A 22,016-nucleotide genomic window follows, 5' to 3' on the forward strand; every position below is an offset into this window, starting at 1 on the left:
CCGTAGGCCGGATAACATGCGTCAGCGCCGTTATCAGGCCTACAGGTTTAAAGATAATTATTCCCTGAAGGATGGACTGAACACATGAACTTACATGAATATCAGGCAAAACAACTCTTTGCCCGCTATGGCTTACCGGCGCCGGTGGGTTATGCCTGTACTACTCCGCGTGAAGCAGAAGAAGCCGCTTCAAAAATCGGCGCGGGTCCGTGGGTAGTGAAATGTCAGGTTCACGCTGGTGGCCGCGGCAAAGCGGGCGGTGTGAAAGTAGTTAAAAGCAAAGAAGACATTCGCGCATTTGCTGAACACTGGCTGGGCAAACGCCTGGTAACCTACCAGACAGATGCAAACGGCCAGCCGGTTAACCAGATTCTGGTTGAAGCGGCGACCGATATCGATAAAGAGCTGTACCTGGGCGCGGTAGTTGACCGTAGCTCCCGTCGCGTGGTCTTTATGGCCTCTACCGAAGGCGGCGTGGAAATTGAAAAAGTGGCGGAAGAAACTCCACACCTGATCCACAAAATCGCTCTTGATCCGCTGGCGGGCCCGATGCCTTATCAGGGACGTGAACTGGCATTTAAACTGGGTCTGGAAGGTAAGCAGGTTCAGCAGTTCACCAAAATCTTTATGGGTCTGGCGACCATTTTCCTTGAGCGCGATCTGGCGCTAATCGAAATTAACCCGCTGGTTATTACTAAGCAGGGCGACCTGATCTGCCTCGACGGCAAACTGGGCGCTGATGGCAACGCGCTGTTCCGCCAGCCGGATCTGCGCGAAATGCGCGATCAGTCGCAGGAAGATCCGCGTGAAGCTCAGGCGGCACAGTGGGAGCTGAACTACGTTGCGCTGGACGGCAACATCGGTTGCATGGTTAACGGCGCGGGCCTGGCGATGGGTACCATGGACATCGTTAAGCTGCACGGCGGCGAACCGGCTAACTTCCTCGACGTTGGCGGCGGCGCAACTAAAGAGCGCGTCACCGAAGCGTTCAAAATCATCCTCTCTGATGACAACGTTAAAGCGGTTCTGGTTAACATCTTCGGCGGTATCGTACGCTGTGACCTGATTGCCGACGGCATCATCGGCGCGGTGGCTGAAGTGGGCGTTAACGTCCCGGTAGTGGTCCGTCTGGAAGGTAACAACGCCGAACTGGGCGCGAAGAAACTGGCTGACAGCGGCCTGAATATTATTGCAGCGAAAAGTCTGACGGATGCAGCTCAGCAGGTTGTTGCCGCAGTGGAGGGGAAATAATGTCCGTTTTAATTAATAAAGATACCAAGGTTATCTGCCAGGGCTTCACCGGTAGCCAGGGTACATTCCACTCTGAACAAGCCATCGCTTACGGTACGCAGATGGTTGGCGGCGTTACGCCGGGCAAAGGCGGCACCACTCATCTGGGCCTGCCGGTGTTCAACACCGTGCGCGAAGCGGTAGAAGCCACCGGTGCGACCGCATCCGTTATCTACGTTCCGGCGCCGTTCTGCAAAGACTCCATCCTGGAAGCTATCGATGCAGGCATTAAGCTGATTATCACCATTACTGAAGGTATCCCGACGCTGGATATGCTGACTGTGAAAGTGAAGCTGGACGAAGCTGGCGTGCGTATGATCGGGCCGAACTGCCCGGGCGTGATCACGCCGGGCGAATGCAAAATCGGCATCATGCCGGGCCACATTCACCAGCCGGGTAAAGTGGGCATCGTTTCCCGTTCCGGTACCCTGACCTATGAAGCGGTTAAGCAGACCACCGACTATGGCTTCGGCCAGTCCACCTGCGTGGGCATCGGCGGCGACCCGATCCCGGGCTCCAACTTCATCGATATCCTGAAGCTGTTCCAGGAAGATCCGCAGACCGAAGCGATCGTGATGATCGGTGAGATCGGCGGTAGCGCGGAAGAAGAAGCGGCTGCTTACATCAAAGATCACGTGACCAAACCGGTTGTCGGCTACATCGCCGGCGTGACCGCGCCGAAAGGCAAGCGTATGGGCCACGCGGGCGCGATCATTGCCGGTGGTAAAGGGACTGCGGATGAGAAATTCGCCGCTCTCGAAGCCGCAGGCGTGAAAACCGTTCGCAGCCTGGCCGATATCGGCGAAGCGCTGAAAACCGTTATTAAGTAAGAAGTAAAAAAACAGCCCTGGCTTTCTGCATGGCCAAGGGCTGGTCCAGTTTCGACATGGTTGGCCATCTGATGATGGTCTTTTTTTTGTCTGTCATTTAGCTTTCCTCCCTCGCTTTCAGCTAACGAATAGCGCTTTCGGCAAGGTCATTGTCGGTATCGGAATAGCGGGCGGCAGTGCAACTCGTCTGCGCTGTGCTGCCGTAAAACGGCGCCGGTGAACATGCATTTTTATCATATTCATCTGTTTAAATGAGATTATTTTTTGCGTCTGGCATCATCCTTTTTCTCCATAATTTTCTGCATATTAAGCGCTCACAAAGGATGGTGGAGAATAACGTGACGCTAAAGATAATGAATGAACAATTTGATAATTTTAGCTTACTGGCCGAGGTTTTTTCCCGGGCAACGGGGCTGGAGGCTAAGGTGATTAAAGGGGCGGATGACCGTTTACCTGACTGTTATGCCGGATTAAATTACTTTTCACTACCGCTGATTCATCGCGATAAATTATCAGGATATATAGTTTGTGACCATCGAAATGCCAGTGATAATAATCATCGGTCGGCGGCAATAAGATTACTTCATTTTATCGTGAATAATATCTCGGCAGCCGCAGAAAAAAATGAGAGAGAATCTGGGAAATGGCGACACGAGGCCGATTTTTATTATGCGAAAAAACTGGCGCATGAAAAAAAACTAATGGCAGCATTACGCTATATTGATGAGCATTTATATGATGAGCTGTCTCTGGAGTCGGTAGCCGCCCATGTCTGTTTGAGTGCCAATTACTTTAGCCGTTTTTTTAAAAAACGTCAGGGAGTCAATTTCAAGCGCTGGGTTATGCAACGGAAAATGCAGCGCGCCGGAGAACTGCTTGGCGATCCGGATTATTCTATAGACAGCGTAGCGCGTAAGCTTCAGTTTGCACAAACCAGCTATTTTTGTCGGGTGTTTCGCTCGGCCCATCGTACCACTCCGCAGTCGTTCCGCGAACACTGTCTCTCGACGCGTTCAGCACAAGTTAATTAACAGCCGATTAAAGGTGATTCAGATTTTTCCTAGAGCATTCATAGTGTGTGCCCGATCGCGGAAAATTTTAATATCTACACGCTAGTGGGTAATTAAATTCCATTTTCCTCAGACTAGCTTCGCAAATAAACAAGTTAACGTGAAAAAATATTGACAACTTATGGCTGTTATTTGCATGGCAATCACATTGTTTAAATTGTGTTTATTGTAGCCTCCGGGTATTATTGGTTATTATTTGATCAATGATAGTATGCATTAATCATGGAATAGATCAATGACACCTGCAGGTAAAATAAAATATAACACCCGGGGCTAATCTGATGTCCTTGCGCGCTTTTTTTATCAATTAAACAATTTTTTGCACGCCGTAAATGGAAGACGTTATGAGAGGAAAAATACCTAAAACTGAATTACTGGTGACCTTTGAGGTTGTGGCTCGCCACGAAAGTTATACTCGAGCAGCAGAAGAGTTGGCTTTAACACAAAGCGCTGTGTTCCGACAAGTCACGGCGCTGGAGGATTTCCTCCATACGTCATTATTTAACCATGCTAAAAAAAGGATTTTTTTAAATGCGGCTGGCAAGCATTATTTAGCTATCGTTAAGGAAACGCTTAACAAGCTGGAACGTGATACCAATTCAATTATGACCTGGCAACCTACGGTGCAGGTTCTTGAACTGGCCGTCAATCCCACCTTTAGCACCCACTGGCTGATCCCCAATCTGCGCGAATTTAATAAATTACATCCTGGTATCATCGTTAATATTCATTCGCTGGCGAATACGGGCGATTTTCTTAGCCGAGAATACGATGCCGCCATTATGCGCGAGGATTTTTGCTCGCCATGGTCTGAGGTTGAGTATCTGTTTGAGGAGGAAATTCTGCCGGTATGCGGCTGCGGACTGCTGTCCGACCCCGGGCAAAAGCTGGCGGTGGAGGAGCTTTTAGGCGAGTTTCCGCTGCTGCATCAGAGTACGCGGATCCACGGTTGGCAGGAGTGGTTTGCGCTATCGAATATCACTAGTCCTCAGATCAATATCGGTCCGCGCTTTGATCTGCTCTCAATGCTGATAGCGGCGGTGCGTTCGAATCTGGGAGTGGCGCTACTACCGCGCTTTGCCATTCAACACGATTTGGATAGCGGTGAGATGGTGATTCCCTGCGATGTACCGATCCGCACCGGAAACCGCTTCATTATGACCTGGCAGGCGGATAAAGCGGAATCACGTCATTTACAGGTATTCCGCGAGTGGCTGCTGCAAAAATCGGTGGTGTCGGCTGCCTGACGGCGCGTTGTCCGGCCACAGAGGACGGTGTCCATACCCGACGGCTGGCTTTCCCTCTTCCCGGCTCGCGGCGTAAACGCCTTAGCCGGGCTACCCAACTACCCAATTTGCGAGGCGCTCGGGTTTGGTAGCCCGGCTAAGCGCAGCGCGAGCCGGGTAAAACTACCAGTCGATTCCCGCCTGCGCCTGAATGCCGCTGTCGAAGGCGTGCTTTACCGGACGCAGTTCGCTTACCGTATCGGCAAGCTCAAGCAGCCGTGCATGGCAGCCGCGGCCGGTGACAATCACGTTCTGCTGCGGCGGGCGATTCACGATTGCGGCCAGCACTTCCTGAGTATCCAGGTAGCGATACGCCAGCATATACGTAAGCTCATCCAGTACCAACAGATCGTAGCGCGGGTCGGCCAGCATGCGCTTGCTCTCCTGCCATATCGCCGATGCCGCCTGAATATCCGCTTCTCTGTTTTGCGTTTCCCAGGTAAAGCCGGTGCCCATAATGTGAAACTCAACGCCGAGAGGATGCAGAGTATTGTATTCACCATTATCCCACTGGCCTTTAATAAACTGGGCAACGCCAACGGTTTTACCATGCCCGACGGCGCGCGTTGCGGTGCCAAAAGCGGCGGTGGATTTACCTTTGCCGTTACCGGTGAAGATTATCAGGATCCCTTTTTGCTCGGTTGCCGCCGCCACGCGGGTATCAACCTGCGCTTTCAGCTTTTGCTGGCGTTGACGGTGGCGATCAGGATTTCCTCGCGCGTGCATAAAAGCTCCTTAATGTCCTGCTGGACAGGTTGCGCAGCGATGCTGCTGTTCGAACTGGCTGAAGAAGTTATTTCCTTTATCATCGACCAGCACAAACGCAGGCAGGTTTTCGACTTCCATCATCCATACCGCTTCCATTCCCAGCTCCGGATACTCAAGACAGCGTAGACTTTTGACATATTGCTGCGCCAGCAGGGCCGCCGCGCCGCCGATGCTGCCGAGATTAAAGCCGCCGTGTTTATGGCAGGCTTCGGTTACCTGCTGACTACGGTTGCCTTTAGAGAGCATGATCAGACTACCGCCCGCTGCCTGGAAAGCATCGACGTACCCATCCATCCGTCCGCCGGTGGTGGGGCCGAGCGATCCGCAGGCCAGATTATTCGGCGTCTTCGCCGGGCCCGCGTAATAGACGATATGATTACGCATATATTCCGGCATCGGTTCGCCGTTATCCAGGCGCGCTTTGATTTTGGCATGGGCGATGTCGCGGGCGACGACAATGGGGCCGCTCAGGGAAAGCCGGGTGCCGACGGGCAGACTTGACATGTCGCGCAGAACTTCACGCAGCGGCCGGTTCAAATCAAGCTGGACGGTCTGCGCCCCGTTTTCAATGCGATGAGAATCGGGAATAAACTTGCCCGGGTTATGTTCCAGCTTCTCCAGCCAGATGCCGTGCTTGTTGATTTTGGCTTTGATATTTCGGTCGGCGGAGCAGGAGAGGGCCATCGCGATAGGGCATGAACCGCCGTGCCGCGGCAGACGAATTACGCGAATATCGTGGGCGAAGTACTTGCCGCCAAACTGCGCGCCGATGCCGAACTCGCGGCTGGCTTTAAGCAGCGTGGTTTCCAGAGTGGTATCGCGAAATGCCTGGCCCAGCTCGTTTCCGCTGGTGGGCAGGTTGTCGTAATATTTTGTCGAGGCCAGCTTGGCCACCTTCAATGCTTGATCCGCTGAGAGGCCGCCCACCACAAAGGCAATATGATACGGCGGACAGGCGGCGGTACCCAATGCTTTCATCTTTTCTATCAGGAAGGCGGTGAGTTTTTCCGGCTGCAGAATAGATTTTGTTTCCTGGAATAGCGCCGCTTTGTTCGCCGAGCCGCCGCCTTTATTGACGAACAGGAAACGGTATTCGCTGCCCGGCGTGGCGCTGATGTCAATCTGCGCGGGCAGGTTGGTTTGAGTGTTTACCTCGGTGTACATATCCAGGGGAGCATTTTGCGAATAGCGTAAATTGTTGTCCTGAAAGGTGGCGTAGATACCCTGACTGAGAGCTTCTGCGTCGTTGCCGCCGGTCCAGATGTTCTGGCCTTTGCTCGCCACGACGGTTGCGGTTCCGGTATCCTGGCAGTTTGGCAGGACGCCTTTTGCTGACACTTCGGCGTTGCGCAGCAGCTGCAGTGCAACGTATTTATCGTTGCTGCTGGCCTGCGGGTCGTGGAGGATGCTGGCGATCTGTTTTAAGTGCCCGGCGCGCAGGAAAAATGAAGCCTCATAAAATGCCTGCTGAGCCAGCAAGGTTAACGCCTCCGGCGCAACCTTGATGACTTCTTCCCCGTCTAATTCTGTCACCTTCACGTGTTGAGTAGTGAGTAATTCATATTCGGTATTATCGTTACTCTGAACAAAAAGTTCCTGCCAGACAAAAGGTTTGGACATTTTACTTCTCACTATTTCGCTAAAAAGAGATTGGCCCGCGTCGCATCTGCGACGTATTCAATGGTCTGCTGGGCGCGGACGCTGTTACCGGCTTCATCCAGCGGAGGGGAGTAGACTGCGATGGCGTACTGTCCGGGAACCACGGCTACCATCCCGCCGCCAACGCCTGATTTCGCCGGGATACCGACGGTGTAGAGCCATTTGCCGCTGCCGTCGTACAGTCCGGCAATGGCCATTTCCGCCAGCACCTGTGGGACGTAGTTCGCATTCAGCAACTGTTTGCCGTTGAACGGCGATTTGCCCTGATTGGCGAGCACCGCCCCCATTTTGGCTAGCTGTTCAACGGTGATATCTACCGAGCACTGGCGGGTATAGATTTCGACGGCCTCCTGGGGATCGCCATAAAAGCGGTTATAGGATTTCATCAGCATCGCCAGCGCCTGGTTATGCTGGTTGGTTTCCATTTCGGATTTAAATACCGGCTCGTTAACGCTCAGCGCGCTATCGGCCCAGGCGTTGAGGTTGTTGAGGATTTTGTTCCAGCGATCGGTTTTGTTTTGCGCTTCGATCAGGCTTACTGTGCTCATGGCGCCGGCGTTAACTAACGGGTTCTCCGCTGCGCCTTTCGTGAGCTCCAGGGCTAAGCCGGAGTTAAAGGGCAGGCCGGTAGCATTGGCGCCGAGTTTATCCAGCACTTCCTGTGGCCCGCGCTGTTCCATAGCCAGCGCGAGGGTGAAGACTTTGCTCAGGGACTCCATCGGAAAAGCTTTTTTCACATCTCCGGCCTGGTAAATTTTGCCTTCGACCGTGGCGAGCGTTATGGCGAAATTATCCGGGCTGTAGCTCGCCAGGGCAGGGATGTAGTCGGCGACTTTGCCGTCGCGATTATTTTTATACTTCTGGTGCGCCTGCTCGATAATCGCGGCATAGTCCTGCGCCAGCGCGCCGGCGCTAAACAACAGGCTGGCGGTTAAGATACAGGAGCCGAGAAATTTAACGTTCATAGTGTGTCCTGTTGGAATGATTGGGAGCAACCGGGCCGGACAGATCCGGCCTGGGGTTCAATTCCGTTTTGCCGTCAGGACATCGCCACTTCGGACGTTTCTCTGGCAGGGCGCTCCTGTTCCGGTTTTTTGACCGGAGCGGTGCCGCGGCAGCCTTCCCCGTAATGCTCGCCTTCCCAGCGGCCAACGATGGCGGCGCCCATGGCGTTACTCATCACGTTGGTGGCTGAACGGCCCATATCAAGGAACGGATCCACGCCCATCAGCAGGATCAGGCCGGCCTCAGGAATGTTGAACTGGTTGAGCGTCGCGGCGATAACCACCATCGATGCGCGCGGCACGCCCGCCATCCCTTTTGAGGTCAGCATCAGAATAAGCAGCATGGTGATCTGCTCGCCCATGCTCAGCTCTATGTTGCACGCCTGCGCAATGAAGACGGTGGCAAACGAGCAGTAGGCCATGGAGCCGACCAGGTTAAAGGAGTAACCGATGGGCAGGACGAAGCTGGCAATTTTGGAAGAGACGCCAAATTTTTCCAGCTTATCCAGCGTGCCGGGGAACGCGGCTTCTGAACTGGAGGTGGTGAAAGCCAGCAGGGCAGGTTCGAGAATCGCTTTGGTCAGACGACTGATGCACGGACCAACAATCATCGCCGACAGGCCAATCAGGATCGCCCACAGCATGCCCAGCGTCAGGTAGAATTCGCCCATAAAGATCCCGGCGCTGACCATCACGCCCAGACCGCGTTCGGCAATTAGCCCGGAAATGGCGGCGAAAACGGTGAGGGGGGCAAACAGCATGACGTAGCCCGTCAGCTTCAGCATCACGTGAACCAGCGAATCAAGCACCTTAACGATGGGCTCGGCTTTTTCGCCGATAGCCGCCAGGCTGCAGCCGAGAAAAATGGAGAACACCACGATTTGCAGGATTTCATTGCGCGCCATCGCATCAATGATGCTGGTTGGTACCGCGTGAGAGATAAAGACTTTTAGCGTGAAGGGCTCGGACTGGACGGCAGCCACGGCTCCGGCATCGTGGGCGACGAAGTTAATCCCTGCGCCTGGCTGGAACAGATTGACGATGACCAGACCCAGCGCAATCGACAGCAGCGAAGCGCAAATAAACAGGAAAAAAGTTTTGGAGAATATACGCCCGAGTGTTTTCGCATCGCCCATTTTAGCTATGCCAACCACCAGCGTTGATATAACCAGCGGGGCGATAATCATTTTTACCATACGTAAAAATATGGTGGTAAAAATAGAAATATCCTGGGCATATGATTTTGCTGTATCTGCCGACACCATATTATTAATAGCTACCCCGGCAATCATGCCGAGTATCAGGCCTAATATGATCATTTTGGTTAAACTTATTTTTTTCATGTTTACTCCATCGGAACAGGGTTAGTCGGTGAAGTGTTGTAGGGCAGCGCACGCCTGAGCCTGCTAACCGCTCAAGCGTGCGCCTGTCGTGACCAACCGCATAAATTATCTGGAATACAGTGATACAGCGAAATCCTGTATGCCAATGGATGTTGTTATCTTTTTATATCCGTCGTCTTTCAAGCTGCATTTTTGTTGGCTGCCTTTGCTCACCCCGGTCACGTACTGATATACGCTCCTGGGGATGAATGAGGGACACCCATGTCCCTCACCGAAGGCAGCCTCCGGCTGTTCAAATTCGTTCCTGACGAATTTGTCTCTCAGCTGCCGCCTCAATGCGACTCGAAAGCCATTGGATATAGAATTAAAAATCGAACTCAATACTTAATAACGGCGCATGCTGCTGCGCGCCATAAACATCATTGTCGCCAACGTTGCCGGAAATAATATCGCGTGGCATGACGATTTTTACCGCGTTGGCCGGATCAAACCAGACTATGCGATGAATAAAATCAGGCTTCACGTTATATAAGTCGGCAATAAGCTGCGGGGTTAATTGCTCAGAACGTTTTACCCGCTGATAATCCTCCCGGGTTTTAAATAAAATATCCAAAACCAGTTCATACGGTCCGGCGTTTTTGGAGCGAATAACCTGCGCCAGCGAGCATATGGATTGTTTCATGGCTGAACTCCTTCCGGCGTCACCTGTTCGAGATGGAAGTCAAACCGCAGCGCGTCGCTGGCTTCAATCAGGTGATAAATTGAGAACTCATACACCGGGCCGCTCTGAATATCGGAAGGCGAGAACGGGAAGGCGAGATTGCCCGCGGTCGCAATGCGATTTTCATAGCCGTAGTGCAACAGGGTAGAGCGCACCAGCGAGCAGACGCTGTTGGCGATATCTTGGGTTGGCGCAACGACATCGAGCAAAATGCCCAGTTCGTGACCAGCGGTTTTTATCGGTTCATGATTGCCCATCACGCCGTTCTTACCGTACAGATGGAAGGTCATACGGATGCTGTCATCATTCAGCGAAAGGTTGCGCGCGACGCTGGCCTGCACCTCTTCGAGAATTTTATCAATCCCGGCAATCATTATCGGGTCGCGGGTTCCGGCTATAGTCAGACAGCGAAAACCTACCTGACGCGCGCCTTCCAGCTTCAGCGCGTAGGGCGTCTCTTCGTGACGGGAACCGCTGACGTAAACCTCGCCGTCGTTCACCGCTTTGAAGCTGCATTCTTTCAGGTTCAGCACGCCGCCGGGTCCCGGCAGAAAGTACGGATCGGACTTCTCATATAGCGTGTGCGCCGCTGCCGAGGTTTCAGTGAACTTGCGCTGCGGATTAAACGTTTTCAGCGTAAAGCCGTGGTCGTCGATAATCCCCATCGCGCAGTCGGAGCCGGATCCTGGCGTGGCGGCAATGGCCGCGCACTCGAGAATTTTGCCGCAGTGCAGGGCCAGACCTTCATCAAAGCCCTTCATGATCGGCAGCGCCGCGAAGCAGGCCGGATCGTAGGCGCGACCGCCCAGCACCACCTGCGCACCGGCCTCCAGCGCCCGCTGGAAGGGTTCGATTCCCATCTGGGCAACGATATAGGTACTCTCGGCAATTGCCTCGTGGGTCAGCGCCGGCACAAAGTCGAGAGCGGTAATTTTGCCGTTATCCAGCGCCTGATGAACAATCTCTTTCTCGACGTCCGACGGGATCAGCGCCAGCGAGAAGGAGAGTTGCTCCTCGCGGGCGATCTCGAGGATTATCTGCCGACACCACTCAAGATGCGGCGCCGCGCCGGATCCGCCGGCGGTGCCGATCACCACCGGAATGTTGTTTTTTACGCCAGCGACGATCATATAGCGCAGATCGCGTTTGACTCCGGCTCTGTCGGTGAAGGGTTTACCTGCCCCCAGGTAGTGGGGGCCGGGATCGGACGAGCCGGCGTCAACGGCAATCAGATCCGGCGACTCTTCCATGGCCTTACGAAAGCTCTCTTCCGGGAAGCCATAGCCCAGGATCGCGGTTGGCGATAAGATTTTAAAGGTACGAGCCATCTTTTAATCCTTAGTCTGCAACAGCGCGATGGTGCGGTTCATTTCGTTAAACACGATATTGAGACCTTCATCGAAGCCCATGCCCGGCTTGATCAGCATACGCATTGGGCGCGCGGCCAGCGCGACGTGAATGCAGGTGCGGGCGCTGATTTCGGTTTCGTTGCAGGTACCGCCCTGATAGGCTTCCATCGCGTGTTTGTTGCAGTACAGCACCGCGTCCACAATGTTATGAATACCACCGAGATCCGGCGTTTTGATTTGCACCATGTGGCAGCTACCGGCGTCGGTGAAATCCACGATATCCTGGTAGGTGTTACACCACTCGTCGGCGACAATTTTCACCCCGGAGCCCAGGCGCGTCAGTTCTTTGGTAATGGCGGTCAGCATACGGATCTGGTCCGCTTTATTACCCGCATCTACCGGGCCTTCTATGTAGAGCGGCAGGCCCTGGGCCTCTTTCTCCAGGCTGGCGATATATTCGGCGCAGCGAACGGGGTCCATATCGAAAATCAGGCCGATGGTGCCGTAGACGTCGATATGCAGCGTTGGGTGATAGCGCGGGCTGGCGCGCAGGCTTAAGATGCGGTCAGATAGCCAGCGTACGTACTCACGTAGTTTTTCACCTTGCAGACCCAGTTTCTCTTCAACGTTGTTAATCAGCGCATGCGGCAGGACGTCAACGCCTTTGAGGATCATCTTGTCAACGGCGATGTAGCGGTCATCTCCGCTCTGACCGAATAATGGAATAGCCTCCGGAATGCACGGCAGCTGCCATTCGTCACAAATTACCTCTGCCTTCAGGCGACCGCTGGCCAGCGCGGTGGCATCGAGCAGCGCCTGGGAAAGCCCATAGCGAACGGCGGTGTGCAGCAGATTGCCGTCAATCCGCAGCTTGTCGAAGAAGCGGGCGTTCGGCAGGAAGGTATCGACATCGCGGCCTTCCAGCAGCGGCTTAATATGATCGTTGAGGAACGGGATAAAGTTCTCCGCCAGAAACAGCGGATCGCGGCCGCCCGCGCCGGAGTACTGGACGGCGGCGCAGTCGCCGACCGCTACCGCGCCGTTTTCCAGAATCAGCTGAACCGAAACGCATTCTCCCGCCTGGCGGATCGAGGTAAAGCCTGGCGTTACCGGCGCACCGGTATAAATAAATCCATCATGACCCGCGCCGTTTTTAATCGCCTGCTGATCGTCAAAATAGAATGAGGAGTAGCCAGCGGTGAAAAGGGCCTGTTTAATTTTCATTATGGTCTTCCTATTAATTTACTGTGGGATACCGCGTTGATGTCATCAACAACCATCTGGAATGAGGGTTTGCGTCCTTCAAAATGCGCACGCTCGGCGACGTAATCGTGGTGCAGGGCGAGGATGTCTTTCGGCAGCGGTACCGCACCGGCCTCGAGTACGCGAATCGCACCAGCATTGTCGCGAACCGGCAGGATTTTGCCTGCGTTGCAGGACGCCGGGGCGAAAGGCACGTCCAGCACCCCCGCTTCAAAAGCCAGTACCGTACCGCGGGCTATATCGCCGTTGCCCAGCTCGAAAACTTTCTTCAGCACCGCGCGGACTTCGCTTTTAATCAGCTCCACTTCCTGCTCAACGGCGGCGCAGGGGAGGAATTTCTGATCGCTAACCATATTGAGCATCTGGCGAGACGCTTTCAGTCCCTGAAGATTCGCTGCTGCAGTCGGAATCCCGAACGCTTCGTGCGGGCTTTTGGTGATCACTTTGGTTGCGCCGGCCATACCGGCCACCGCTGCGCCCCAGGAGATAATAGCGAATGCTTTCGCTTCATCTTCCGGGAAGCCGCCCATCCACTGGTGGAAAACGGTGCTCAGTTCGTAATCGTCGAATCCATAGTTGCCGAAGTACTCGTGGGAGAGTTCGCGAAGGGACTGAATCGCCGCGATATCCTGCGTCAGGCTGCCAACCTGGCCGTAGCCGACGGTAATGGACTTGACGCCCTGTTCCAGCGCCAGCAGGCCTTCGATGATAGCTACCGCGTGGGACATAAACGGCGGGATCAGGGTACCGGTCAGCGGGCCGAACGGTTCGCGGTTGATGCGGATCCCGTGCTCTTCGTACAGGCCCATCAGACGGTCGCAGTACTGCCAGTCGCGAATCGATTTTTCCAGAGTGACGCGCTTGGCGTAAGGAATGTTGTAGGAGATACCGCCGCCTTCATAGCTGGTAAATCCGCTGGCCATGGAGATTTCCGCCAGCAGGCGCGCATCCGGCGTGCCGTGGCGCACCTGAACCGGTTTTTCCAGCGCTTCGGTCATCCGGCGGCAGGCTGCGACGCCGTGGTTAACCACCGGCAAACCGTTTAGTTTGGACGTTCCTGCCTCGATAGATTTCTGGATCCCCACCGCCGCCTCTTCATAGCGATTAAGACGGGTATAGGCATCGATAGTGCTGGGCAGCAGGTCACACTCTGCCTGCAGCGTTTTGAGCAGCTCAATATGTTCATCCATCAGCGCCACGCCCGCCCGGGGCTGGCTCAGGGTTTTACCTTCCTGGTCGGCCTTCAGCAGAGCGTGAGAAAAGCGTTTTTTCTCAGGAATGGTTTGCTGGTACTTCACGCCATCTTCGAAGTGCTCAACGTCTTTGCCGGTATGCCAGGTCTGCAATACCTGATGCCGCTCGGTCATGAATTCGTCGTGGGTTAATTTTTTATTTCGAAGTTCCATTCGTAGCTGCCTTCATTTTATAGGGTTAAACAGTGAATGCTGGTGCGGGCGGCGAGCTCGGGATAGAGTCTGGCAACGTTTGCCAGCAGCGGAAGCAGGCCTTTTGCATCGCGGTAATATTCAAACTGGGTGGGTAAGAGAATGCGTCTGCCGTCGTCGTCCAGCTCGCGGTATTTCAACCAGCTGTGGAGGGGGAACCGGCTGGCCCGGGAGAGCCATCCGCCGGAGCCCACGACTTTACGTACCGTGGTCAGATCGCGCCCCATCTGCAAATCAATGTTGCCCACGCAGGTGCAGACCTGCTTTTTGGTACCCGCATGGCGTTCGCTGGCGTAGCCGACGCACAGCCCGGCGAGGACGGTATCGAAATACTTTTCCTCCTCGTTAGCGGGCAGATAATCCGGCTGGGCAACCAGATGACGTAAATAGCGGTAAAAGGCTTCCTGACGCTGCGGCTGATGGGCAAAGACGACGTTCACCAGCTCCCGCGCGCTTTCACCGACAACCACCGCTGAGACACGCATACCGAGATCGCCTTCCACCGTGCGTTTTACAAAGGGTTCTGGCACGCCGTGCAGAACGGTATCCGGTGAGAGCGTGTTGGCGCAGGCGGAGTAGACATCGGTAGTGGCGCCGCCCATGTCGATCAGCATGAACTCTTTCCACGCGCTGTCGTAATTACTGATAGTTTTCACCAGTTCAAAGACGGTCCACGGCGTTGGCATCGGCTCTTCGCCGGTTTCAGCAACAATAACGTCCAGGCCTTTCCCTTTGACGATGCGGGATAAAAAGAGATCGCAAATTGCCTTGCGGGCTGCGTACGGATTCGGGTGATCGAGATCGGGCAGAATGTTGTCTACCGTCGTCAGATCTTTGTGCCCAAGGATCGTCTGGACTTCGTCCTGAATATCACGGTTTCCGGCATAGATAATGGCGCAGTCGAGCTTTGACTCCGCCAGCGCGTGGGCGTTGGCCAGCCCGTAGCTCTCTTCACCGCCGTCTGTGCCGCCGGTAAACAGCAGAATATCCGGCGGCGTGGCTTCCAGTTCCTGAATATCGTGGCGATTGAGTTTGTACGAGTAGTATTGTGCGATTTTGGCTCCCGCCGAGTGAGCGGTAACTTTTGCTGATTCCAGAGTGATAGACGGCACCAGTCCCATCGCGGCGACGGCAAGGCCGCCTTTTGCTGATGAGGAGTATTTCAACGTCACGTCACCGTTGTTCAGCAATGGGCGCGCATCGGCTACGTTGAGCACCTGGTTGAGGCTGGCAAAAAAGCCCTCGGCCAGGTGATGGGTAGTGGTCGGGGTCAGAACGTGGTTTACCAGCGTAAGCTCATCTCCCTCCTGCGCGAAGAGGGCCGCTTTGGTCCACGTCGAGCCGATATCGACAGAGACGGTTTGCATCAGATAGCCTCTTCCAGACACTGCTGTTCAATGCCATGGCGCTGGTTGATATCGTTTGCCATTAGCAGGCAGACATCTTCGAGATCGTGGCTTGGGGCAAATACGCGGTTGAAACCCATCTCTTTGAATTTAGCTTCGACGTCGGCAAAATCGTGTTTACCGACCACCAGGTTACCGCCAACATAGAGAAGAATATCGCCGATACCCCGTTCGATGCAGCGTTCGCGCAGCCCCAGGCAGTCGATGTCGCCGTGGCCGTAAATCGACGACACGACGATGGCATCCGCGCCGGTTTCAATGGCAGCATCGATGTATTCGTCCTGGCTGACCATCACGCCCAGATTGATTACGCGAAAATCATGGGCAGTAAAAACGCGGTCCAGGACTTTATTGCCTACTGCATGGCAGTCAGCACCAATGACGCCAATAACAAGTGTTGATTTCTTCATGGGTAATCCTCTGTAGGGCTGATGGTATAAAAATAAAAACGACTGCTGATATTTTGCAGCAGCTGCGTGAGCTGCCTTTTAATAGGGCTGGAGTGTCTTTGGTTCACAGGCGGGAAGCAAATGATCTATTTTCAGAATATCATTCAAAAAACTCTTATTTTAGGTTTTTGTTTATAAATATCATGTTTATCAATGTGTTATGTTGGTTTCTTATATCGTGATTTATTAATATTCATCTCTGCCAAATAAATATATTGCGATCTTTGTGAGCAAGATCTTATTTTATTTTGGACGATTTTTTACTTTTGATAATAAAGATTAAATACATTTCTTTGAATTTTTATGTGAGCATGGTAACGGAATTTTTGCGCGGGTTTTTATATGCATAAACAGCTATTTGTAAGATTAAAGATATAAAATGACGATTTGTATGTTTTATATTTCATTTTTGTTGATGAGCGCGTTCAGGCCAGGCGAGTTCTTCCCGGCACCAGAAAAAAGCGCATGTTACAGACGCGGGTTATGAAGGGAAGGGGGACCGTCACTAGCCAAAGAAGCGGCTCAATGTGCACGGGACTTACTTGATAATGAGATAGTTACGCGAGTGTGTTAATTAAAGGTGAATATAATGATAAATGTAATAAGCAAAAAATATATGTCGACAACTTGCTAAAAAAATTCTGTGAGCTATGCGACATTATCCGTTTATGGTCACATTTTACCTGCCCGCGTCCGGCTCATTAAATTCCCCTCCGCGTTTAAATAAATGGGCTATCATTTTCAGTAACCGATGATACCGTTGAAAAACATATCGTTAACCTAGTGTTCACCAGCGTTTCACTCGGTAAACATAATTAACATTTAAAATGAAAATTGATTTAAATCAATGTTTAAAACTTGGAAAAGATCGCGAAATGGAGTTAAATTGTCGCGGATCAAATTGACCGAAATCTGGTATTTTCGCTATAAATTGATCGCTGTCGAAAACTGCAAATTTATCACAATAAAAACCTATTTATTGTAAGGGTTTTGCAGCGTAATATAATCACGGGATCAATTTGGATGTTTTGTTAACATGTTTGTAACTTCTCAGCGCTGCCGTTTTTTTGAGTTGAGGAAACGGCAGTTCCGAGGGGAAGCAAATAAATTTGTATTGGGGCATGCGTGTGACCCTTTCTAACGGGGTTCACTCTCGGAGTCTTCATGCGATGAGCAAGGAGTCATGATGTTAGATATAGTCGAACTGTCGCGCTTACAGTTTGCCTTGACCGCGATGTACCACTTCCTGTTTGTGCCGCTGACGCTTGGTATGGCGTTCCTGCTGGCCATCATGGAAACGGTCTACGTCCTTTCCGGCAAACAGATTTATAAAGATATGACCAAGTTCTGGGGCAAGTTGTTTGGTATCAACTTTGCTCTGGGTGTCGCAACCGGTCTTACCATGGAGTTCCAGTTCGGGACTAACTGGTCTTACTACTCTCACTACGTGGGCGATATCTTCGGTGCGCCGCTGGCCATTGAAGGTTTAATGGCCTTCTTCCTCGAATCTACCTTTGTAGGTCTGTTCTTCTTCGGTTGGGATCGTCTGGGCAAGGTTCAGCACATGGCCGTTACCTGGCTGGTGGCGCTGGGCTCCAACCTCTCGGCCCTGTGGATTCTGGTCGCTAACGGCTGGATGCAGAACCCGATTGCGTCGGACTTCAACTTTGAAACCATGCGTATGGAGATGGTCAGCTTTGCCGAGCTGGTTCTGAACCCGGTGGCTCAGGTTAAGTTCGTTCATACCGTAGCGTCTGGCTACGTGACCGGCGCGATGTTCATTCTTGCCATCAGCTCCTGGTATATGCTCAAAGGTCGCGACTTTGCTTTTGCGAAGCGCTCTTTTGCGATTGCAGCGAGCTTCGGCATGGCGGCAATCCTCTCCGTTATCGTTCTGGGTGATGAATCCGGCTACGAAATGGGCGACGTGCAGAAAACCAAACTGGCGGCTATTGAAGCGGAATGGGAAACTCAGCCAGCTCCGGCGGCCTTTACCCTGTTTGGTATTCCCGATCAGAATGCGCAAGAGAACCACTTCTCGATTCAGATCCCGTATGCGCTGGGCATTATTGCGACCCGCTCTGTAGATAAGCAGGTAACCGGCCTGAAAGATCTGATGGTTCAGCACGAAGAGCGTATCCGTAACGGGATGAAAGCGTACTCGCTGCTGGAACAGCTGCGCGCGGGTTCAACCGACCAGAGCATTCGCGATCGGTTTAACGACGTTAAGAAAGATCTTGGCTACGGTCTGCTGCTGAAACGCTATACCGAAAACGTCGCAGACGCGACGGAAGAGCAGATAGCCCTGGCAACCAAAGACTCCATTCCTGCCGTTGCGCCGCTCTACTTCGCCTTCCGCATCATGGTGGCGTGTGGCGTGCTGATGCTGCTGATTATCGGTGCCGCTTTCTGGACCGTTATTCGTAACCGCATTGGTGAGAAAAAATGGCTGCTGCGCGCCGCGTTCTACGGCCTGCCGCTGCCGTGGATTGCCGTTGAAGCGGGCTGGTTTGTTGCCGAGTATGGCCGTCAGCCGTGGGCTATCGGTGAGGTGCTGCCAACTGCTGTAGCGAACTCGTCGCTGACTGCGGGCGACCTGATCTTCTCAATGGTGCTGATCTGTGGCCTGTACACGCTGTTCCTGGTGGCCGAACTGTTCCTTATGTTCAAGTTTGCCCGTAAAGGACCAAGCAGCCTGAAAACCGGTCGCTATCACTTTGAACAGTCCTCTGCGGCTATTCAGTCGGCACGCTAAGACAGGAGTCGTCAAATGATCGATTATGAAGTATTGCGTTTTATCTGGTGGCTGCTGATAGGCATTCTGCTGATTGGTTTCGCTGTCGCCGATGGCTTCGACATGGGGGTGGGGATGCTCACCCGTTTCCTCGGTCGTAACGACACCGAGCGTCGAATTATGATCAACTCCATTGCTCCGCACTGGGACGGAAACCAGGTGTGGCTGATCACCGCGGGCGGCGCGCTGTTTGCCGCCTGGCCGATGGTCTACGCCGCAGCGTTTTCCGGCTTCTATGTGGCAATGATCCTGGTGCTGGCGTCTTTATTCTTCCGCCCGGTCGGTTTTGACTACCGCTCGAAGATTGAAGATACCCGCTGGCGTAATATGTGGGACTGGGGCATTTTCGTCGGGAGCTTCGTGCCGCCGCTGGTGATTGGCGTGGCATTCGGCAACCTGCTGCAGGGCGTCCCGTTCCACGTAGATGAATATCTGCGTCTGTACTACACCGGCAATTTCTTCCAGCTGCTCAATCCGTTTGGACTGCTGGCCGGTATTGTCAGCGTGGCGATGATCCTGACCCAGGGCGCGACTTATCTGCAGATGCGTACCGTTGGCGAACTGCACCTGCGCACCCGTTCCGTTTCTACGGTAGCTGCACTGGTTACGCTGGTCTGCTTCGCGCTGGCGGGCGTTTGGGTTTACTTCGGTATTGACGGCTATGTGGTGAAATCCGTACTGGATCATACTGGCCCGTCTAACCCGCTGACCAAAGAAGTTGCGCGTGAAGCCGGTGCGTGGATGGTGAACTTTAACAACATGCCAGCGCTGTGGGCGATTCCTGCTCTGGGCGTAGCGCTGCCGCTGCTGACCGTCATCTCGACTAAAGCAGATAAAGGCGCATGGGCGTTTCTGTTCTCCTCGTTGACCCTGGCGTGCATCATTCTGACCGCAGGCATCGCGATGTTCCCGTTCATTATGCCATCAAGCACGGCGATTAACGCGAGCCTGACCATGTGGGATGCGACTTCCAGCCAGCTGACGCTGAACCTGATGACTTACGTGGCGATTATCTTCGTACCGATTATTCTGGCCTACACCGCCTGGTGTTACTGGAAAATGTTCGGTCGCATCACCCGCGAAGACATCGAAAAGAACACCCACTCGCTGTACTAAGGTAAGGAGCTATATATGTGGTATTTCGCATGGATTTTGGGAACGCTTCTTGCTTGTGCCTTTGGGGTGATTACCGCGCTGGCGCTTGAGCAGGTGGAAGCCACCAAAGCAGGTAAAGAAGAACACTGATGAGTATTATCGTGATGCGATATACGAAATCATTCGGGTTGCATCGAGGCGGCAGGTCTGTGAATCCCCAGTCACTTACACCAGTAAGTGACTGGGGTAAGCGGATGTAGCCAACAAAGAGGCGACGTGAATGATAAAGTATATGTATGCGATAATGGACAAGCGCCCGTTAAGGGCGCTTTCCTTATTGATGGCGCTGGCGTTAGCGGGCTGCATCTTCTGGGATCCGTCGCGTTTCGCGGCAAAAACCAGCGAACTGGAAATCTGGCACGGTTTCCTGCTGATGTGGGCGGTTTGCGCCGGTGTTATCCACGGCGTGGGCTTCCGTCCGCGCGCCATTCACTGGCAAGGATTTTTTTGTCCGCTTATCGCCGATATTGTGCTCGTTGTGGGCCTGTTTTTTTTCTTCTTTTGAATAAGAACTCTCTGTTAACCATATGGGCTTGCATAAGCCCATAAAAATTTACTCGTCGTTTACTTTCCCCCATTCCAAACCACGATTCCCGCGCGTATAGTAGCGAAGTTTGAAAGCTCTAACCTTTTGTTGCATTACCGGGATGTAAAGTGAATACAACGCTGTTTCGATGGCCGGTTCGGGTCTATTACGAAGATACCGACGCCGGTGGTGTGGTTTACCACGCCAGCTACGTCGCTTTCTATGAAAGAGCACGCACAGAGATGCTGCGCCATCATCACTTCAGCCAACAGGTTTTGCTGGCTGAACGAGTTGCCTTTGTGGTTCGCAAAATGACTCTGGAATATTTTGCGCCCGCCAGACTCGACGACATGCTCGAAATCCAGACGGAGATCACCGCAATGCGCGGTACTTCCCTGGTTTTCACGCAGCGAATCGTCAACGCAGAGAACGTCGTTTTGAATGAAGCTGAGGTTCTGATCGTGTGCGTTGATCCACTCTTAATGAAGCCTCGTGCGCTTCCCAAGTCTATTGTCGCGGAGTTTAAGCAGTGACTGAGATGAATATCCTTGATTTGTTCCTGAAGGCGAGCCTTCTGGTTAAACTTATCATGTTGATTTTAGTTTGTTTTTCCATCGCCTCCTGGGCCATCATTATTCAGAGAACGCGTATTCTCAATTCGGCGTCACGCGAGGCTGAAGCGTTTGAAGATAAGTTCTGGTCCGGTATTGAGCTTTCTCGTCTGTATCAGGAAAGCCAGGGTCGTCGCGATAATCTGACCGGTTCGGAACAAATCTTCTACAGCGGTTTCAAAGAGTTTGCCCGTCTGCATCGTGCCAACAGCCATGCGCCGGAAGCCATTGTTGAAGGGGCATCGCGCGCCATGCGTATCTCGATGAATCGCGAGCTGGAAACTCTGGAGACGCATATCCCGTTCCTCGGCACGGTAGGTTCTATCAGTCCGTATATCGGCCTGTTTGGTACCGTATGGGGGATCATGCACGCTTTTATCGCGCTGGGTGCGGTAAAACAAGCGACGCTGCAAATGGTGGCACCGGGTATCGCAGAAGCGCTGATTGCGACCGCAATTGGTCTCTTCGCCGCAATCCCGGCGGTTATGGCCTATAACCGTCTGAACCAGCGCGTAAACAAACTCGAGCTGAACTACGACAACTTTATGGAAGAGTTCACCGCCATTCTGCACCGTCAGGCGTTTACCAGCAGCGAAAGCAATAAGGGGTAAGCCATGGCCAGAGCACGTGGACGCGGACGTCGCGAACTGAAGTCCGAGATCAACATCGTTCCGCTGCTGGATGTCCTGTTGGTGCTGTTGCTGATCTTTATGGCGACAGCGCCGATCATTACGCAGAGCGTAGAGGTCGATCTACCGGACGCGACGGAATCACAGGCGGTAAAAAGCAACGATGAGCCGCCGGTGATCGTTGAGGTTTCCGGAGTAGGGCAGTACAACCTGAAAATTGGCCCGGAAACGCTATCGCAGCTGCCGCCGGAGCAGGTCATTGCCGAAGCCAGGCGTCGACTTGAGGCGAACGAGAAAACGGTATTCCTGATCGGTGGTGCTAAAGAAGTACCTTACGATGAGATTATTAAAGCGCTTAACCTGTTGCATAGCGCAGGGGTTAAATCGGTTGGCTTGATGACCAAGCCGATCTAATCGC

Annotated in this window: 21 protein-coding genes; 11 read left to right on the top strand and 10 right to left on the bottom strand. The window is 53.2% G+C overall.

The features are described 5' to 3' along the window. Positions 1–84: 84 nt before the first annotated feature. The 4 genes from sucC (at position 85) to GJ746_RS08050 (ending at position 4,437) form a co-directional block, all read left to right on the top strand. Positions 85–1,251, top strand: coding sequence for an ADP-forming succinate--CoA ligase subunit beta (gene sucC / locus GJ746_RS08035; protein ID WP_004100286.1), 1,167 nt, complete (start codon positions 85–87; stop codon positions 1,249–1,251). After that, positions 1,251–2,120, top strand: coding sequence for a succinate--CoA ligase subunit alpha (gene sucD / locus GJ746_RS08040; RefSeq protein WP_004100288.1), 870 nt, complete (start codon positions 1,251–1,253; stop codon positions 2,118–2,120). The genes sucC and sucD overlap by 1 nt, the downstream gene beginning before the upstream one ends. Positions 2,121–2,371: 251 nt before the next feature. Beyond that, positions 2,372–3,151 carry a helix-turn-helix transcriptional regulator gene (locus GJ746_RS08045; RefSeq protein WP_154679721.1) on the top strand — a complete coding sequence of 260 codons (780 nt, stop codon included), beginning with the start codon at positions 2,372–2,374 and terminating at the stop codon, positions 3,149–3,151. A 383-nt stretch (positions 3,152–3,534) separates the two neighbouring features. Next, a complete protein-coding gene (locus GJ746_RS08050) occupies positions 3,535–4,437 on the top strand; it encodes a LysR family transcriptional regulator (RefSeq protein WP_154679722.1) in 903 nt (300 codons plus the stop codon). Between the two features lie 162 nt (positions 4,438–4,599). On the opposite strand, the gene cobO is transcribed toward GJ746_RS08050, so the two are convergent. The 10 genes from cobO to glmS form a co-directional block, all read right to left on the bottom strand. Continuing rightward, positions 4,600–5,202 carry a cob(I)yrinic acid a,c-diamide adenosyltransferase gene (cobO, locus tag GJ746_RS08055; RefSeq protein ID WP_154679723.1) on the bottom strand — a complete coding sequence of 201 codons (603 nt, stop codon included), beginning with the start codon at positions 5,200–5,202 and terminating at the stop codon, positions 4,600–4,602. Between the two features lie 9 nt (positions 5,203–5,211). Continuing rightward, positions 5,212–6,864, bottom strand: coding sequence for a class I fumarate hydratase (locus GJ746_RS08060; RefSeq protein WP_154679724.1), 1,653 nt, complete (start codon positions 6,862–6,864; stop codon positions 5,212–5,214). Positions 6,865–6,875: 11 nt separating this feature from the next. Continuing rightward, complete coding sequence (gene glsA, locus GJ746_RS08065; protein ID WP_154679725.1) at positions 6,876–7,868, bottom strand: glutaminase A; 993 nt, start codon at positions 7,866–7,868, stop codon at positions 6,876–6,878. A 74-nt stretch (positions 7,869–7,942) separates the two neighbouring features. Continuing rightward, the gene (locus tag GJ746_RS08070) at positions 7,943–9,250 is read right to left on the bottom strand and encodes a dicarboxylate/amino acid:cation symporter (RefSeq protein WP_154679726.1); all 1,308 of its coding nucleotides are present in this window, start codon (positions 9,248–9,250) and stop codon (positions 7,943–7,945) included. 364 nt (positions 9,251–9,614) lie between these two features. Continuing rightward, positions 9,615–9,932: a DUF4387 domain-containing protein gene (locus tag GJ746_RS08075; protein ID WP_154679727.1), complete on the bottom strand. Its 318-nt coding sequence runs from the start codon at positions 9,930–9,932 to the stop codon at positions 9,615–9,617. Continuing rightward, positions 9,929–11,299: an acyclic terpene utilization AtuA family protein gene (locus GJ746_RS08080; protein ID WP_154679728.1), complete on the bottom strand. Its 1,371-nt coding sequence runs from the start codon at positions 11,297–11,299 to the stop codon at positions 9,929–9,931. Before GJ746_RS08080 ends, GJ746_RS08075 begins: the two co-directional genes overlap by 4 nt. 3 nt (positions 11,300–11,302) lie before the next feature. After that, a complete protein-coding gene (locus GJ746_RS08085) occupies positions 11,303–12,544 on the bottom strand; it encodes a methylaspartate ammonia-lyase (RefSeq protein ID WP_154679729.1) in 1,242 nt (413 codons plus the stop codon). Beyond that, complete coding sequence (locus GJ746_RS08090; protein WP_154679730.1) at positions 12,544–13,989, bottom strand: methylaspartate mutase subunit E; 1,446 nt, start codon at positions 13,987–13,989, stop codon at positions 12,544–12,546. The genes GJ746_RS08085 and GJ746_RS08090 overlap by 1 nt, the downstream gene beginning before the upstream one ends. Positions 13,990–14,006: 17 nt before the next feature. Further along, positions 14,007–15,395: a methylaspartate mutase accessory protein GlmL gene (glmL, locus tag GJ746_RS08095; RefSeq protein ID WP_154679731.1), complete on the bottom strand. Its 1,389-nt coding sequence runs from the start codon at positions 15,393–15,395 to the stop codon at positions 14,007–14,009. Beyond that, a complete protein-coding gene (gene glmS / locus GJ746_RS08100; protein ID WP_154679732.1) occupies positions 15,395–15,844 on the bottom strand; it encodes a methylaspartate mutase subunit S in 450 nt (149 codons plus the stop codon). Before glmS ends, glmL begins: the two co-directional genes overlap by 1 nt. 1,225 nt (positions 15,845–17,069) lie before the next feature. On the opposite strand from glmS, the gene cydA reads away from it, so the two are divergent. The 7 genes from cydA to tolR all read left to right on the top strand — a co-directional run bounded on the left by cydA (position 17,070) and on the right by tolR (position 22,012). Beyond that, entirely contained in the window at positions 17,070–18,638 is a 1,569-nt protein-coding gene (gene cydA, locus GJ746_RS08105; RefSeq protein WP_154682669.1) for a cytochrome ubiquinol oxidase subunit I, read from the top strand. Between the two features lie 15 nt (positions 18,639–18,653). Further along, complete coding sequence (gene cydB, locus GJ746_RS08110; RefSeq protein ID WP_154679733.1) at positions 18,654–19,793, top strand: cytochrome d ubiquinol oxidase subunit II; 1,140 nt, start codon at positions 18,654–18,656, stop codon at positions 19,791–19,793. A gap of 15 nt (positions 19,794–19,808) precedes the next feature. Next, complete coding sequence (gene cydX / locus GJ746_RS08115) at positions 19,809–19,922, top strand: cytochrome bd-I oxidase subunit CydX (protein WP_154679734.1); 114 nt, start codon at positions 19,809–19,811, stop codon at positions 19,920–19,922. A gap of 130 nt (positions 19,923–20,052) precedes the next feature. Next, positions 20,053–20,337, top strand: a complete 285-nt coding sequence (ybgE, locus tag GJ746_RS08120) for a cyd operon protein YbgE (protein ID WP_154679735.1) — start codon at positions 20,053–20,055, stop codon at positions 20,335–20,337. A gap of 149 nt (positions 20,338–20,486) precedes the next feature. Continuing rightward, positions 20,487–20,891 carry a tol-pal system-associated acyl-CoA thioesterase gene (gene ybgC / locus GJ746_RS08125; RefSeq protein WP_154679736.1) on the top strand — a complete coding sequence of 135 codons (405 nt, stop codon included), beginning with the start codon at positions 20,487–20,489 and terminating at the stop codon, positions 20,889–20,891. After that, positions 20,888–21,580 (top strand): Tol-Pal system protein TolQ, encoded by a 693-nt coding sequence (gene tolQ, locus GJ746_RS08130; protein ID WP_014228456.1) that lies wholly within the window; start codon positions 20,888–20,890, stop codon positions 21,578–21,580. Before ybgC ends, tolQ begins: the two co-directional genes overlap by 4 nt. Positions 21,581–21,583: 3 nt before the next feature. Continuing rightward, positions 21,584–22,012, top strand: a complete 429-nt coding sequence (gene tolR / locus GJ746_RS08135) for a colicin uptake protein TolR (RefSeq protein ID WP_154679737.1) — start codon at positions 21,584–21,586, stop codon at positions 22,010–22,012. Positions 22,013–22,016 lie beyond the last annotated feature (4 nt).

This window comes from Klebsiella oxytoca (genome assembly GCF_009707385.1).
Classification (GTDB): Bacteria; Pseudomonadota; Gammaproteobacteria; order Enterobacterales; family Enterobacteriaceae; genus Klebsiella; species Klebsiella oxytoca_C.

Bases quoted from the DNA above. Each gene is read 5' to 3' on its own strand.
- GJ746_RS08090 (WP_154679730.1), bottom strand. From the start codon at position 13,989: ATGGAACTTCGAAATAAAAAATTAACCCACGACGAATTCATGACCGAG.
- GJ746_RS08060 (WP_154679724.1), bottom strand. From the start codon at position 6,864: ATGTCCAAACCTTTTGTCTGGCAGGAACTTTTTGTTCAGAGTAACGAT.
- ybgE (WP_154679735.1), top strand. From the start codon at position 20,053: ATGATAAAGTATATGTATGCGATAATGGACAAGCGCCCGTTAAGGGCG.
- GJ746_RS08045 (WP_154679721.1), top strand. From the start codon at position 2,372: ATGAGATTATTTTTTGCGTCTGGCATCATCCTTTTTCTCCATAATTTT.
- cydA (WP_154682669.1), top strand. From the start codon at position 17,070: ATGTTAGATATAGTCGAACTGTCGCGCTTACAGTTTGCCTTGACCGCG.
- glmL (WP_154679731.1), bottom strand. From the start codon at position 15,395: ATGCAAACCGTCTCTGTCGATATCGGCTCGACGTGGACCAAAGCGGCC.
- sucD (WP_004100288.1), top strand. From the start codon at position 1,251: ATGTCCGTTTTAATTAATAAAGATACCAAGGTTATCTGCCAGGGCTTC.
- GJ746_RS08085 (WP_154679729.1), bottom strand. From the start codon at position 12,544: ATGAAAATTAAACAGGCCCTTTTCACCGCTGGCTACTCCTCATTCTAT.
- cydX (WP_154679734.1), top strand. From the start codon at position 19,809: ATGTGGTATTTCGCATGGATTTTGGGAACGCTTCTTGCTTGTGCCTTT.
- GJ746_RS08070 (WP_154679726.1), bottom strand. From the start codon at position 9,250: ATGAAAAAAATAAGTTTAACCAAAATGATCATATTAGGCCTGATACTC.
- cobO (WP_154679723.1), bottom strand. From the start codon at position 5,202: ATGCACGCGCGAGGAAATCCTGATCGCCACCGTCAACGCCAGCAAAAG.
- tolR (WP_154679737.1), top strand. From the start codon at position 21,584: ATGGCCAGAGCACGTGGACGCGGACGTCGCGAACTGAAGTCCGAGATC.
- GJ746_RS08050 (WP_154679722.1), top strand. From the start codon at position 3,535: ATGAGAGGAAAAATACCTAAAACTGAATTACTGGTGACCTTTGAGGTT.
- glsA (WP_154679725.1), bottom strand. From the start codon at position 7,868: ATGAACGTTAAATTTCTCGGCTCCTGTATCTTAACCGCCAGCCTGTTG.
- GJ746_RS08075 (WP_154679727.1), bottom strand. From the start codon at position 9,932: ATGAAACAATCCATATGCTCGCTGGCGCAGGTTATTCGCTCCAAAAAC.
- GJ746_RS08080 (WP_154679728.1), bottom strand. From the start codon at position 11,299: ATGGCTCGTACCTTTAAAATCTTATCGCCAACCGCGATCCTGGGCTAT.
- sucC (WP_004100286.1), top strand. From the start codon at position 85: ATGAACTTACATGAATATCAGGCAAAACAACTCTTTGCCCGCTATGGC.
- glmS (WP_154679732.1), bottom strand. From the start codon at position 15,844: ATGAAGAAATCAACACTTGTTATTGGCGTCATTGGTGCTGACTGCCAT.
- cydB (WP_154679733.1), top strand. From the start codon at position 18,654: ATGATCGATTATGAAGTATTGCGTTTTATCTGGTGGCTGCTGATAGGC.